Source organism: Spirosoma oryzae, from assembly GCF_003002825.1.
Classification (GTDB): domain Bacteria; phylum Bacteroidota; class Bacteroidia; order Cytophagales; family Spirosomataceae; genus Spirosoma; species Spirosoma oryzae.
Window position 1 is genome coordinate 398,403 of record NZ_PVTE01000001.1, and the last position, 13,672, is coordinate 412,074.

Below are 13,672 nucleotides of genomic sequence, written 5' to 3' on the forward strand. Positions count from 1 at the left end.
CGGGTTATCCGGTAGGAATACCAGTCTACGGTCCCGGCTTATTGGCTGGTATGACCAGCCCGGCGGCTTTTTGGTTATGTTTGCAACCTTACGTTTGTCCGCATGCCCATTCTCCAGCCTATTGTTGACCTGGTCGAACTGCTGGTTCGCCGGGGAATTACCGATGTTGTTGTGTCGCCGGGTTCCCGGTCGGCCCCCCTCACCCTGGCCGTCGCCCGGAATCCCGGCCTGCGCGTACGGGTGATGGCCGACGAACGATCGGCCGGTTTTGTGGCCCTGGGCATGGCGCAACTAAGCAAACGCCCGGTGGTGCTTATCTGTACGTCGGGGAGCGCGGTCTATAATCTCGCGCCGGCGGTGGCCGAAGCTTTTTTCCAGCAGATCCCGCTGCTGTTACTGACGGCTGATCGACCGCATGAGTGGCTCCACCAGCAGGACGGACAAACCATCGATCAAGTCGGTATCTTCGGTACGCACGTTAAACGGAGCTACGACCTGCCCGCCGACTATACCCATGCCGATTCACATTGGGCAATCAATCGGTCCGTCAACGAAGCCATTACCCTTAGTCAGTTGACTCCGCCCGGCCCGGTGCATATAAACGTACCCATCCGGGAACCGTTCTACCCCAGTCCCGACGAGGTATTCCGCCCCGGCGCGGTACGGGTTATCGAGACGCTACCGGCGGAATTACGCTTGTCAACCGAGACCTGGCGTCGATTACTCGACGACTGGGACGATAGTGAACGCATCCTGATTCTGGTGGGGCAACACGTGTACAGTTCAGCCTTGTTAACTGCGTTACGTACCATCAGCGAGGAATTTAACGTACCCGTGCTGGGCGAAATTACCGCGAACCTGGGCGAGAACGGCCTGTTCATTACCCACACCGATACAATCTTAACGCAGTTGACCGATGAACAGGCGGCTTCCCTCCGACCCGATTTATTAATTACCATTGGCAATTCGCTGTTGACACGCGGCCTCAAAACATTCTTCCGGCGCTACCCGGCCCGGCAACACTGGCACGTTCAGCCAGCCCCCGACCGCATCAACGATTCATTTCAGCGTTTAACCCGGCTGATCAGTGCCGAACCGATTGCCTTTCTTCAACAGTTAGTTAACGATCTTGATTATCAACGCTTTCGGCAAGGTATGGACGATGAACCCGGCGAGGAAAGTGAATTTTTCACCGCCTGGCAACGAGCCGACCAACAGGCCGCCAAACGCGTTTACAAGCTATTGACAACGGCCAACCAATCCCTTACCGACTGGTCGGCCGTTCAACAGGTACTGACGCAATTACCCGTCAACTCCCATTTACAATTGGCGAATAGCATGCCGGTGCGGTACGCCAATTTATGCGGTTTACAAGAGAACCAGCGCATTTCGGTTTGGGCAAACCGGGGCGTTAGTGGCATTGACGGTTGTTTAAGCACCGCCGTGGGCGCTGCGTTACAAACGGATCAGCTGGTTACATTGGTCATTGGCGACGTGGCTTTCTTTTACGATCGTAATGCGCTGTGGTCGGCACCTGTTCCTGCGAATCTCCGCATCGTATTGGTAAATAATGACAGCGGCCATATCTTCCGCATCATCGACGGACCCGGCAAACAACCCGAACTGGAACCGTATTTTGAAACGCCCCACGGGTACACGGCCCGCCGAACGGCCGAGGATGCCGGGCTGCTGTATCATGCCTGTCGTGAGGCACAGGAATTGACTTCCCTCCTGCCCACTTTCTTTGCCCCGTCCGATAAGGCACAGTTGCTGGAGATTACAACGGATAAGTACGCGAATCAGGAACAGTTTCAACGCTATAAGGCGAGCCTGTCGTTACCAGCATAAATCAGGTAACGCAAGCCCGTCAAACTAACTACAACTACAGGTATAGTTTTACTATGCACAAAAAATGGTTTATGACAGTCGGCGACGTTCATCCGGAACATAGTCCATCGCCGACTGTCATAAACCAGTACTTTACTTGCCACACTGTTTCTGCTGTTCTGCTTTAGCCAGTTGATCACCGGCCGTAACGCCCCGTGCCCAGGCAGCACAGGCAGCTTCCTGGCGACCAGCCTCTGCTTCCGCCTTACCGATATAATAGTAGAGTGCGTCAACCGAGGGGTCGAGTTGCTCGGCTTTGCGAAGGTTTGTCAGTGCCGGTTCGGTCTGCTTCTGTTTCAGGTAATACAGTCCCAGCGTCCGGTAAGCCCAGGCATTACGATCGTTCAACCGGATCGATTGCTCCACCAACGGCAGGGCTTCGGCGGGCCGGTTCAGCATGAGCAGCAGGTACGCTTTATTGTTCAGGTAGTAGGGCTGGGTTGGCTTGACGCTCAGCGCCCGGTCCACGTAGGTCAGTGCGTCGGCGAATTTACCCGCCTGCGCCAGCAGTAGACTCTGGTTGTTCAACGCGGCATCCTGCTTCGGATTCAGGCGCAACGCGTTCGCAATATCCTGCCGGGCCAGTTCGTAGGCTTTCTGACTGAAAAATAACGCGGCCCGATTCGTCAAAGCCTCGACGTTGTTCGGGGCGAGCTGAATGGCGCGGTCATAGGCAAGCTGGGCGCGGGCCGGCTCATTGAGTCGGGTATGGGTATCGCCCAGCCGCAGCTGGTAAAACGTCGAATCGGCATACTGCTTTTCGATTCGTTGCAGGTCGGTCAGGCTTCCCCCGGCATCGCCCAAGTCCAGGCGGGCTTCGGCCCGGTTCAGGTAAGCCGCGCCAAAGTCCGGGTCGGTATCGATAGCCCGGCTGTAATCAGCCAGCGCCCCCTCCACGTCGTCGTTGCGGAATTTGGCCAGTCCCCGGTTGTTGTAGGCATCCGCGAAATCGGGCTTTTTCTCCAGCGCTTCGGTGTAGAACCGGACAGCTTCCCGATATTCGCGCTTCTGCAACTGTACGTTCCCCCGCAGAAAAAACTGAGCCGCTTCGTCGGAGCGATCGGTGCAGGCCGTTACCAGACTAATTGGTACCAACAAGCCGTACGTTGTTATCTTTGCCAGCCAGCCCGTCAGCCGACCGGCCTTGTTTATTTTTTGATTTTGTAGTCCCATGCGTTTTGTTCAGGATATCCCCCACCCCCTGTTTCGGATTGGTCTTTATGCCTGGAACGGCAAATATATCCTCAAAATCGACGCGGGTCCGTACGAGCAGACGTACAAGGTCAGCGATACCGACGTTATCGAGGAGACCGATATTCTGACGATGCTCGACGAACCGTTTCTGCAACGTATTGCCGAACGCTTCCGCGACATGGATGCCGACTGGCAGGCGACGATCGAACGGCACGAGCTAAACTAACCCTCAGTTGGTTGGTTTGTCGGGTACCGGGGCCGACGCGTGAAATTCGGCGTAGATTCGTTGCATGTACGCATCCAGCAACTGCCGCACCCGGCCCGGGTCCGTCGCGCGCACGATCAGCCCGACGTGGTACTCCCGGTTCATGCGCCACCAGATTTCGGGTTCGGTAAACACCGATAGATCGGGCCATTGCTGCCGCGCCAGCGAAACGATCAGGCCGGCATATTGCGGCCGGTCGACGGGTGGCAGGTAGGTCAGATCGCGGGCAACGGCATTTTCCAGTATGGCCCACTCACGCCATAGGTTGACCCCCGTGGCGGCTTCGACCATCTCGGCAATGTGCGCCCCGCCCACCCGCGACGAGGTTTCCAGGAAATACAATTCGCCGTCGTCGCAGCGGATAAACTCGGAATGCGACGCGCTGTGCAGCATCCGGAACGCCCCCATCACCGCTTCGTTCATGGTGTAGAGATCTGCCGCTTCGGGTGCATCGAGGGCCAGGTTCATAGTCCGGAATACGCCCCCCCCGTGCGCCACGTCCATCGGCGTCGCCAGATACTGACTGGCGCGGGAAAACACGATGGTCCCATTGCAGGATAACGAGTCGACATGGTAAACCGTACCGGGCTTGAACGATTCAATCAGGTAGTTAGACCGCTCGTTGTCGAGCTGGTGAATAACCGACCAGGCTTCGTCCAGCGAATGCACCTTCCGGATACCCGTCGCCGAGGCTTCCGAACGGGGCTTGATCAGCCAGGGCGCTTCGGTACTCGTGAGAAAATCAGTGATGGCCTGATCGTTGAAGAGGGCGCTGAATGCGGGCACCCGGATTCCTTCGCTCTGCGCCCGCGTGCGCATGGCGAGTTTGTCGCGGAAGAAGCGGGCGGTCGTCTGCCCCATACCGGGAATACGGAATGTTTCCCGGATGAGGGCAGCCTTTTCTACGTCGAAGTCGTCCAGCGCCACCACCCGATCGATTTTTCGCGACCGCATGACAAAGGCCAGGCCGGCCAGCATTTCATTGTGATTTTCCGTCGTATTCGCCGAGGTAGGCAGGTAAAAGAAATCGTCGATGGCGTCGCGCGGCCAGTCTTTGTCGGCCAGTTTCCGATCGGTAAGCAGGTAAACCGTATTACCGAGCTGCTTACAGGTCCGCATGAACTCCTCTCCTTTAAAAAACGTAGCAATGCACAAAAACGACAGTGACGGCATAGATTAGCAGGTTGAGACGGGGGTAAGATATTTAAAAGAGCGAAAGAATGAAAGAGCGAAAGAGTGATTAGACCCGCAAACGCTCTTTCGCTCTTTCATTCTTTCGCTCTTTCACAATTTGCTCAGTAAAAACTTGGTCAGTAACCGGATTCCGTAGCCGGTGGCGTTTTTCTGAGTGCCGAATTCTGAGTCGGCGAAGGCCGTACCGGCCATATCGAGGTGCGCCCAGGCGGGGTGCTTCTCGGTAAACACCTCCAGGAATTTGGCAGCGGTGATCGCGCCGGCCAGCGGTTTACCACTAAAGTTTTTCACATCGGCCACGTCCGATTTTATATCCTCCCGGTAGTCGTCCCAGATGGGAAGCCGCCAGAGCCGTTCCCCCGTTGCGTCGGCCGACCGGGTGAGTTGACCGGCTAATTCATCACTGGGCGTGAACAACCCAGCCGCGTGATACCCTAGTGTGGTGATGACGCTCCCCGTCAAAGTAGCCAGATCGATCAGGACGTCGGGCTGGTAGTTACGAATCATGTACCCCAGTCCATCGGCCAGAATCACACGCCCCTCGGCGTCGGTGTCGATAATTTCGATGGTCTTGCCCAGATACGAGGTAATCACGTCGCCAGGCTTGGTCGACCGGCCGTCGATACTATTTTCAGTCGCCGGTACGATACCGATTACCCGCACCGGCAGGTGCAGCCGGGCGGCCACGGCCACCGCGCCCAGTACGGCAGCGGCTCCTCCCATGTCACTCTTCATCAGGTGCATGTTGGTCGACGTCTTGATCGATATGCCACCCGTATCGAAGGTAACCCCCTTCCCTACCAGTCCGATTGTCGGATTGTTGTCCGAACCGTCCGTCGGCACATAATCCGCAATAATCAACACGGGGGGCACCTCACTACCCTGACTGACACTCAGCAGCGCACCCAGCCCCTCGGCTTCCAAAGCCGCCTTGTCGAGCACGCGTACGGCGTACCCATGCCGACGACCCGACTCCGTTGTCCAGTCGGCCAGCGTTTGCGGGGTTTTATAGTTCGCCGGCGCGTTCATCAGATCCAGCAGCGACAGTTGTGTATCGGCCAGCACCTCGACCCGATTCAGAATCGTCTGTGCCCATTCCTGCCGATCAGCACCGATTAACACCGTTAACCGACCCGCATTCGTATACAGCACGGGCGTTTCGGAGCGATCGGTCTGGTAAAGCCGCAGGTCATAGCCTCCCAGCCGGATACCCAGCCCGATCGATTCCAGTGCGGATTCGGTCAGCACGTCCGCCGGAAGCTGCCGCAGGTCGACCGTGACCCGACCGGGCAGTTTTGTTTTCCAGGCGAAAAAGAATTTGCGAAACGCTTTAAGCCAATCCTGCACCGACGGCGCGTCGCCCAGCCCGAGCAGGTACACCGCCGAGCCATCGGTTTTCAGTACAGGTAGCGTTTCGTTGAGGCCCGCCTTGAACGACTGCGCCAGTAGCGAGTCGGGCAAACCGGTCGGTTCCGTCAACGAAGCAACGGTTGCCTGGTCGGTTGCCTGTTTCAGCACGGGTAGAACCAGCGCGCCCGATTCGATGGGCGCTGTTGCCAGAGAAAGCTGCATGATCTTGTCTGTTCGGATTTACAACTGTAGGGATATTGAATTAAAACAGCCACTGCATGGCCGGGAGAAAAGCCCGTCCCCAGGTGGCTTCGTTATGCCGACCGCTGGGATCGACCACAAGTGTCAGATTCAGCCGCTCGGGTGCATGCTGCAACGCCCGAACCAGTTGATTCAGGGCCGATACCATATGCCGGCTTTCCTGCTTCCCCCCATACAGGTAAACGGTCATCGGCTGTGGGAGATTTAGTCGCCGGGCGTCGCGGTACACGGTTTGGGAAATCCAGAGTGAGGGCGAAAATACGAGTAGTTTTCCAAACGTGCCCGGATGCAGCAGCCCCCCGTACAGACTGATGAGCCCGCCGAGGGAACTTCCCCCGATGCCGGTATGCACCGGCGCAGGCAGCGTACGGAATCGGGTATCGATGTACGGTTTGAGGGTGTTGACTAGAAAGTCGAGGTAACGTCGCCCATTACCCGTCCCGGCCAGGGTGCGGTCGGGGGTAAACTCACTCACCCGCTCGGTACCGCCGTGGTCGATCAGCACCAGTATCACGGCGTGCCGGTGTTGGCCCGCCAGCAGTGCCATCGTCCGGTCGACCGTCCAGCTGCCGTAGTCCGAACCGCTACCGGCCAGGTTCTGTCCGTCGTTCAGGTACAGTACCGGATACGACCGGTCGGTCTGTTCGTAATCGAACGGGACCAGTACGCGTACCCGGCGGCTGGTATTCAGTTGCGGTACCGGGATCGGTTCATCCAGCGCCAGGCGGGGCCACCAGGCCGGATTGACGGCATGCCCGTACCAGCGCCAGTGCGGCACAACGTCCCGACAACTACCTGATGTTCGGCGCGTGGTTCGGTTGGGTGCCCCACCGCCCCAGGCGTCGAGTTCGACCTGATCCCAGCCGCCCCGCGTATACTTGTACACCAGTGTGTCGGGCAACGCGACGTCCGATGGCCAGTCGAGCTGGTACCGGCCGGGTGCTATGGGCTGAAGCTGGAACGCGGGCAGGTCGGGGTACCAGTCGCAGAAATCACCCGATAGAAACACCGGCCGGTCATCGGTTTCAGGGGTAGTCAGGTCAAAGCGTAGCGGCATACATCAGCAATCGTCGGAACGACTAATTCGTTCCTGTTCGGGATAACCCGTTCTGGTAACGGCAACCGGGTGGCATCAGGCAGGCAGGTACACCGAGAAGGTCGCTCCCTGACCGGGCTGGCTGACGGCGGTAATACCGCCACCGTGGTTAATTGCAACCCGTTCGCAGATCGCCAGGCCGATGCCCGTACCCGTGTAGGCACTCTTGCCGTGCAGCCGCTGAAAGATCTGAAAGATCCGGTCCACGTATTTGTCGTCAAAGCCGATTCCGTTGTCGGCTACGTCGATCCGGTAATACAGGTTGACCAGCCGATTGGGCCGGATCGACGGCGGCAGTTCGTGGGCGGTAACGGCAGCGGACGTAACCCGAATGCAGGGCGGCTGATCGGGCTGACGAAACTTGAGTGCGTTCGACAGCAGGTTCAGAAACAACTGACCAAGCTGTAGCGGATCGCCGGCGACCATGGGTAACGCGCCCACCTCGATCTGGGCACCGGTTTCCTGTACGGTCAGTTCCAGATCGACCAGCACCGAACTGATGATCGTTGCCAGCGGTACGGGGCCACTCGTGTCGCGGTGGACCGAAATCCGGGAGAAATTGAGCAGGTCGCGAATTAGCGTCGACATGCGGCTGGCAGCCAGCTGCATACGTTCCAGATACCGAAACTCCTCCGTGGCCGCATCCGCGTAGCGCGTTTTCAGCAGATCGCCGAACTGCTGAATCTTGCGCAGCGGCTCCTGCAAGTCGTGACTGGCGACGTAGGCAAACTTCTCCAGGCTATCGTTGGACCGCAGCAACAGGCCATTGGCTTCCTCAAGTTCTTCATTGATCACCGCGTACTCTTCATTACTGGCGGCAATCTCTTCGTTCGATCCGCGCAGTTCTTCATTGGCCACTTCCAGTTCCGCCGTCCGGGCCTGCACCTGCACTTCGAGTTCGGCGGACAGCAGGCGGTAGCGGTTCTCACTTTCTTCCAGCTTCTGCTTGGCCAGTACCTGCTCCGTTACATCGATCGCCATATCGATGATGGCATATACCGCGCCGGTTGTATCGCGCAACGGTTTGTAGGTAAAGTCGAAATAATGCCGCTTCACCTTTCCGTCGACAGACAAATCGATGGGAACGCCAATCGTCGCGTAGGGCTCCCCCGTCGTGTAAATCCGGTCGAGCAGTTCCGGAAACGGTTGCCCGTTCAGCTCGGGCAGGGCGTCGGCCAGTGGCTTGTTGAGTACCCCATTCCCTTTACCCCAGATGTTCAGCATGACCTGGTTGGCCACTTCGATGCGCAACTCCCGGCCGACAAACAGGCAGGTAGCCACCGGGGCCTCCTCGACCAACACCCGAAAACGAGCTTCCGTTTCCGCCAACGCCTGCCGGTTAACGACCCGGGTCGTCGCGTCGGTCAGCATGACCAGCACCTCCCCATGATCGCCCGCATCACTCCGGAGCAGTTGAAGGGTGTAGTCGATGTAGATGGTTTCCAGCTGACCATGCCGCCTGAGCGTAACCGGCACCTCCTCGGCGCGTTGCATGAGTCCGGTCTCAAGCACATTCATCAACAAATCATCGAAACCCTGTCCGGCCAGTTCGGGCAGAACGTCGAGAAAGGCCCGCCCGATTAGTTGGTCGGCCTGCCGGTCAATCAGCGCACAACAGCATTGGTTGGCCAGTTGAAACGTCAGGCGGTCGGCGCTGATCAGCGCAACACCAACGGGTGCCTGATCGAATACCGCCAGCGCCTGTTTCTTGCTCGCATCCAGTTGTCGCTGCGTCAGTACGGCCTGGGTCGTTTCCGTACAGGTCACGAATACGCCTGCGGGTAAACCGAATTCGGTATAAACCGGGCTGTAACTAAAGGTCCAATAAGCGACTTCCGGCCGGCCGTTTGGGTCAATGTGAACCGGCCGATTTTCCAGCAAAACGGCTTCCTGACTCGTCAGCACCCGATTGATCACACCGTACATTTCCACGCCCGGATCGGTAAAGACCTCCCGAGCCGGACTGCCCAACGGACGAGCCTGTCCGCTAGCCTGTCCCAGCGCCGGTCGGTACGCATCGTTGTAAAAACAACGTAATTCATCCCCCCAGAACAGCGCCATGGGCGATTGCGAGTGGAACAAAATGCCCAGGGTAGTACGCAGGCTGGCGGGCCAGCGCTCGAACGGACCCAACGGCGTTTGCGTCCAGTCATACGCACGCAACTGAGCAACCATTTCTCCGCCCCCGTTGAGGAAGGCGTACGCTTGTACAGGTGTACCAGTAGATACCATAGACAAATCGCTACGTCTGCAACACACGACCAGGGATGCGGTTTGACCCGGTCGGTCTGGTCAAAGTTAACCGTTTCGCCTCCGCCGACCAACTCTAGTGGGTAAGCGTACGCTGATTATCCATCCGGTATGGATCAAATTCTATCGTATGACAAAAGCCCCCACCGTCTCCGGCAGGGGCTTCCTTATCTATCTTCTGAAATCGGTGTGATTAATGGATCACACGAATCCCGAGTCAGCTTACTTTACTTCTTCGTAAGGTACGTCCGATACGTTGTCGCCGGATGGCTGGCCCTGGTTCGGGTTGCCGGTAGCCCCACCGTCGAAGCCCGCGCCATCCGCCGGGTTAGCCCCCGCGCCGTTGGTCGCGTTGTACATCTCGGTCGAGGCCGTGGCCCACGCGCCGTTCAGCTTCTCCAGAGCCGCGTCGATACCAGCCGCATCGCGCGAACCGTGGGCAGCCCGCAGTTCGGTCAGTGCCGCTTCGATCGCCGACTTGTTACCGTCCGACAGCTTATCGCCGTATTCTTTCAGTTGCTTCTCGGTCTGGAAAATCATCGAGTCGGCCTGGTTGACTTTCTCGATGGCTTCGCGCTCTGCTTTGTCGGCCGCTTCGTTGGCTTTCGCTTCTTCGCGCATCCGGTTGATCTCAGCGTCGGTCAGACCGCTCGATGCTTCAATCCGGATTTTCTGTTCTTTACCCGTGCCTTTGTCTTTCGCCGTTACGTTCAGGATACCGTTGGCATCGACGTCGAACGTTACTTCGATCTGGGGTACACCACGGGGGGCTGGTGGAATATCCGACAGGATAAACCGACCCAACTGACGGTTTTGAGCCGCCATCGGCCGCTCGCCCTGCAGGATGTTGATCTCCACGCTTGGCTGATTATCCGACGCAGTCGAATACACTTCCACTTTCTTGCTCGGGATCGTCGTGTTGGCATCCACCATTTTGGTGAAGACACCACCCATCGTTTCGATACCCAGCGACAGCGGGATAACGTCGAGCAGCAGGACGTCTTTTACTTCACCCGTCAAGACCCCACCCTGCACGGCCGCACCGATAGCGACGGCTTCGTCCGGGTTAACGGCTTTCGACGGCTTCTTGCCGAACAGTTTTTCAACCTCTTCCTGTACTTTCGGAATCCGGGTCGACCCACCGACCAGCAGTACTTCGTCGATCTGACCGGCCGACAGACCCGAGTTTTTCAGGGCCCGACGGCAAGGCTCCAGGCTACGCTGAATCAGCGAATCGGCCAGTTGCTCGAATTTCGCGCGGCTCAGCGTCCGGACCAGGTGTTTGGGGATACCATTCACCGGCATGATGTACGGCAGGTTGATCTCGGTCGAGTTCGAACTCGACAGTTCGATCTTCGCTTTCTCGGCCGCTTCTTTCAGCCGTTGCAGCGCCAGCGGATCATGGCGCAGGTCGATGTTTTCGTCTTTCTTGAATTCGTCGGCCAGCCAGTCGATGATTACCTGATCGAAGTCGTCACCACCCAAGTGCGTATCACCGTCGGTTGCTTTTACTTCAAATACACCGTCGCCTAGTTCAAGGATCGAGATATCGAACGTACCACCACCCAGATCAAATACGGCGATTTTCTGATCTTTATCTGTTTTGTCCAGACCATAGGCCAGTGCAGCGGCCGTTGGCTCGTTGATGATTCGTTTTACGTCGAGACCGGCAATCTGACCCGCTTCTTTGGTGGCCTGACGCTCAGCATCGTTAAAGTAAGCAGGTACCGTGATAACAGCTTCGGTTACGCTTTGACCCAGGTAATCTTCAGCCGTCTGCTTCATTTTCTGCAGAATCAGCGCCGAAAGCTCCTGGGGAGTATATTGACGATCACCGATCTTCACCCGTGGGGTGCTGTTCGGACCGTTTTCTACGTCGTAAGCGACGTTTTTGATTTCGTTCGTTACCTCGTTATAGCGCTTACCCATGAAGCGTTTCACCGAGGAAATCGTATTCTTTGGATTGGTGATGGCCTGACGTTTGGCTGGCGCGCCGACTTTGCGTTCGCCGTTGCCGTTGTCCATAAAGGCAACCACCGAGGGAGTGGTCCGGGCGCCTTCCGAGTTAGGAATAACAACCGGCTCGTTCCCTTCCATCACGGCAACGCACGAGTTCGTGGTGCCTAAGTCAATCCCAATGATCTTTCCCATACTATGGTTTAGTTTCTACTTGTGTGTGTCGAACTTACTGACAGATGACAGCTATATATCAATAGAAATGCCAGTTCAAAGGTTTTACCAATTAGCTGTCAGAATGACAGATGATCGTTCGTTTATAGCCATATTGACTTACTGAACGCAGTGGACACACCACCGTTGGCAGCTTTTACTGACGTCCTCGGCAGTTTTTGCGCCGTTGGCAGCGTCAAACAAAAAAAGGCCGATCTACGCGGGATCGGCTTTTTTTCTATACTACGGGACTATCGCTTACTTGCCGAACAGGCCACCCAGCATGTCGCCAAGCCCCCCGCCCGACGACGGCTGATTACCCTGCGCGGGCTGTCCTTTTTGACCGCTGAACACACGCATCAGGTCGCTCATATCCAGCTTTCCGTCCGCCATCGCAGCCGACGCCATCCCCATCCAGTCGGTACCCTGTTGTCCGGTAGCCGCGCCCAGCATGCTGTTGGCATCGACACTCTTGTCGTTTGGATCAGCGGCTTTGCTCATCAGTTTGCTCAGTACGATCGGGACGACAGCCGACGCGATCGACATGGCTACCTGTGGCGATATCCCTAGTTTCTGCATCAGGTTCTGCTCGACGTTTTGCTGAACCCCCTGCGTAACGGGGCTCTGCTGTACATTCTGCCCGCCGTTGGTGATCATACTGATGATGTTGCCCAGACCGCCCCCCTGCGCCTGTTGCCCCAGGCCACCCAGGATACTGCTGGCAACCGTTTGCATCACATTTTCACTTTGGCCCGCTGGTACAGCCGGATTGTTGTTGACAGTACTGCCTGCGTGCTCGCGCACCAAATTCATCAGGGTCTCTAACATGACTTTTGTGTTTTTATTGATAACCGGTGTAGTACGAGTGTGGTTACTGAGTCAAACCTACTTAATTCGTACATAGTGGTTCACAGAACCACCCGCTTTTTTAGCAACCGTTTTATTTCGCAGCCTATGACGAATAACCCTGCCAAACGTAACACCGACGCAGCAGCTACGCCGGAGCCTGCGTCAACGCCTGCCTCAGCCGCAGTGCAAATTTCGACTGAAGCTACTGATGATAAAGCACTTGTGTCATTGAAAGAAGCGGTAGATCCTTTATTGACGGATCTGCTATACCCAAGCGAGTCTGACGAACCGGTCACGTTTGTGACTTGCTACCTGGCCCAGGAAGCCCCCCTAACCGAGGTGCAGATTAAGGAGTGGCAGATGGTCCCCCCATCGGTATACGTGGAGGAAGGTAGCGTTGATGATTTTTGGGCACCGGTCCTCACTGACGAAGACTGGTACGGCGACGACGAGAAAAAACGTACCGCTACCTTTCGGAAACTTAAAGCGATACTCGATGCTCAACTGACGGGTCAGCAGATATTCCGGCAGGGCAAAACCGAAATTACGGTTTACCTGCTGGGCCGCCTGACCGACGGTACCCGCGCCGGCATCCAGACGACCGTCGTGGAAAGCTGATCCGCTTACAAGAAGAAAGAGGTAAGACAAAAGAAGAAAGATTGGTTTGCGCCAGTGTCTTTCTTCTTTTGTCTTACCTCTTTTCTCTTACTTATAGTCTGTTTACTTTACCTGGTTCACAACGGCAGCAAATGCTTCCGGGTGGTTCATGGCCAGATCGGCCAGTACTTTGCGGTTGAGTTCGATGCCCGACTTGTTGAGGGCACCCATTAGGGCCGAGTACGACAGGCCATTGATGCGCGCACCGGCGTTAATCCGCTGAATCCAGAGCGAACGGAAATCGCGCTTCTTGGCACGGCGGTCACGGTAAGCGTAACCCAACCCTTTTTCGACGGCGTTCTTAGCAACCGTCCAAACATTTTTACGCCGGCCATAATAACCTTTGGCCAGCTTCATTACTTTCTTCCGGCGTGCCCGCGAGGCAACGTGATTGACGGAACGTGGCATTGTGTGTGTTGTTTTTTGACAGCTGGCGACCAGATGAGTCGGTTCTTAGCTGGCCAGCAATCGGGTGAAACATAAACCGGGCAACTTGCCCT

The 13,672-nt window shown here is 56.8% G+C and carries 11 protein-coding genes; 3 read left to right on the plus strand and 8 right to left on the minus strand.

The features are described 5' to 3' along the window. The first annotated feature begins 102 nt into the window (after positions 1–102). On the plus strand, positions 103–1,848 hold the full coding sequence (gene menD, locus CLV58_RS01760; RefSeq protein ID WP_106136036.1) for a 2-succinyl-5-enolpyruvyl-6-hydroxy-3-cyclohexene-1-carboxylic-acid synthase: 1,746 nt from the start codon (positions 103–105) through the stop codon (positions 1,846–1,848). Positions 1,849–1,980: 132 nt separating this feature from the next. Here the strand turns inward: menD and CLV58_RS01765 are convergent, their stop codons facing one another. Continuing rightward, positions 1,981–3,060, minus strand: a complete 1,080-nt coding sequence (locus tag CLV58_RS01765) for a tetratricopeptide repeat protein (protein ID WP_106136037.1) — start codon at positions 3,058–3,060, stop codon at positions 1,981–1,983. On the opposite strand from CLV58_RS01765, the gene CLV58_RS01770 reads away from it, so the two are divergent. Beyond that, a complete protein-coding gene (locus CLV58_RS01770; RefSeq protein WP_106136038.1) occupies positions 3,059–3,307 on the plus strand; it encodes a hypothetical protein in 249 nt (82 codons plus the stop codon). The two genes, CLV58_RS01765 and CLV58_RS01770, sit on opposite strands and share 2 nt — an antisense overlap. Before the next feature lie 3 nt (positions 3,308–3,310). Here CLV58_RS01770 and CLV58_RS01775 read toward each other — a convergent pair whose 3' ends face one another. From CLV58_RS01775 to CLV58_RS01800, 6 genes are all read right to left on the minus strand, one after another. Beyond that, the gene (locus CLV58_RS01775; protein WP_106136039.1) at positions 3,311–4,519 is read right to left on the minus strand and encodes an ATP-grasp domain-containing protein; all 1,209 of its coding nucleotides are present in this window, start codon (positions 4,517–4,519) and stop codon (positions 3,311–3,313) included. A gap of 111 nt (positions 4,520–4,630) precedes the next feature. Next, positions 4,631–6,112, minus strand: a complete 1,482-nt coding sequence (locus CLV58_RS01780; protein ID WP_106136040.1) for a leucyl aminopeptidase family protein — start codon at positions 6,110–6,112, stop codon at positions 4,631–4,633. Between the two features lie 40 nt (positions 6,113–6,152). Beyond that, on the minus strand, positions 6,153–7,208 hold the full coding sequence (locus CLV58_RS01785; RefSeq protein ID WP_106136041.1) for an alpha/beta hydrolase: 1,056 nt from the start codon (positions 7,206–7,208) through the stop codon (positions 6,153–6,155). Between the two features lie 75 nt (positions 7,209–7,283). Beyond that, positions 7,284–9,479, minus strand: coding sequence for a PAS domain-containing sensor histidine kinase (locus tag CLV58_RS01790; RefSeq protein WP_106136042.1), 2,196 nt, complete (start codon positions 9,477–9,479; stop codon positions 7,284–7,286). Between the two features lie 240 nt (positions 9,480–9,719). Next, the gene (dnaK, locus tag CLV58_RS01795) at positions 9,720–11,648 is read right to left on the minus strand and encodes a molecular chaperone DnaK (RefSeq protein ID WP_106136043.1); all 1,929 of its coding nucleotides are present in this window, start codon (positions 11,646–11,648) and stop codon (positions 9,720–9,722) included. 276 nt (positions 11,649–11,924) lie between these two features. Then, on the minus strand, positions 11,925–12,494 hold the full coding sequence (locus CLV58_RS01800; protein WP_106136044.1) for a DUF937 domain-containing protein: 570 nt from the start codon (positions 12,492–12,494) through the stop codon (positions 11,925–11,927). Between the two features lie 126 nt (positions 12,495–12,620). On the opposite strand from CLV58_RS01800, the gene CLV58_RS01805 reads away from it, so the two are divergent. Further along, a complete protein-coding gene (locus CLV58_RS01805) occupies positions 12,621–13,133 on the plus strand; it encodes a nuclease A inhibitor family protein (protein ID WP_106136045.1) in 513 nt (170 codons plus the stop codon). A 102-nt stretch (positions 13,134–13,235) separates the two neighbouring features. Here CLV58_RS01805 and rplT read toward each other — a convergent pair whose 3' ends face one another. After that, the gene (gene rplT, locus CLV58_RS01810; protein WP_106136046.1) at positions 13,236–13,580 is read right to left on the minus strand and encodes a 50S ribosomal protein L20; all 345 of its coding nucleotides are present in this window, start codon (positions 13,578–13,580) and stop codon (positions 13,236–13,238) included. Between the last annotated feature and the right edge of the window lie 92 nt (positions 13,581–13,672).

Bases quoted from the DNA above. Each gene is read 5' to 3' on its own strand.
- menD (WP_106136036.1), top strand. From the start codon at position 103: ATGCCCATTCTCCAGCCTATTGTTGACCTGGTCGAACTGCTGGTTCGC.
- CLV58_RS01770 (WP_106136038.1), top strand. From the start codon at position 3,059: ATGCGTTTTGTTCAGGATATCCCCCACCCCCTGTTTCGGATTGGTCTT.
- CLV58_RS01765 (WP_106136037.1), bottom strand. From the start codon at position 3,060: ATGGGACTACAAAATCAAAAAATAAACAAGGCCGGTCGGCTGACGGGC.
- CLV58_RS01775 (WP_106136039.1), bottom strand. From the start codon at position 4,519: ATGCCGTCACTGTCGTTTTTGTGCATTGCTACGTTTTTTAAAGGAGAG.
- CLV58_RS01780 (WP_106136040.1), bottom strand. From the start codon at position 6,112: ATGCAGCTTTCTCTGGCAACAGCGCCCATCGAATCGGGCGCGCTGGTT.
- CLV58_RS01785 (WP_106136041.1), bottom strand. From the start codon at position 7,208: ATGCCGCTACGCTTTGACCTGACTACCCCTGAAACCGATGACCGGCCG.
- CLV58_RS01790 (WP_106136042.1), bottom strand. From the start codon at position 9,479: ATGGTATCTACTGGTACACCTGTACAAGCGTACGCCTTCCTCAACGGG.
- dnaK (WP_106136043.1), bottom strand. From the start codon at position 11,648: ATGGGAAAGATCATTGGGATTGACTTAGGCACCACGAACTCGTGCGTT.
- CLV58_RS01800 (WP_106136044.1), bottom strand. From the start codon at position 12,494: ATGTTAGAGACCCTGATGAATTTGGTGCGCGAGCACGCAGGCAGTACT.
- CLV58_RS01805 (WP_106136045.1), top strand. From the start codon at position 12,621: ATGACGAATAACCCTGCCAAACGTAACACCGACGCAGCAGCTACGCCG.
- rplT (WP_106136046.1), bottom strand. From the start codon at position 13,580: ATGCCACGTTCCGTCAATCACGTTGCCTCGCGGGCACGCCGGAAGAAA.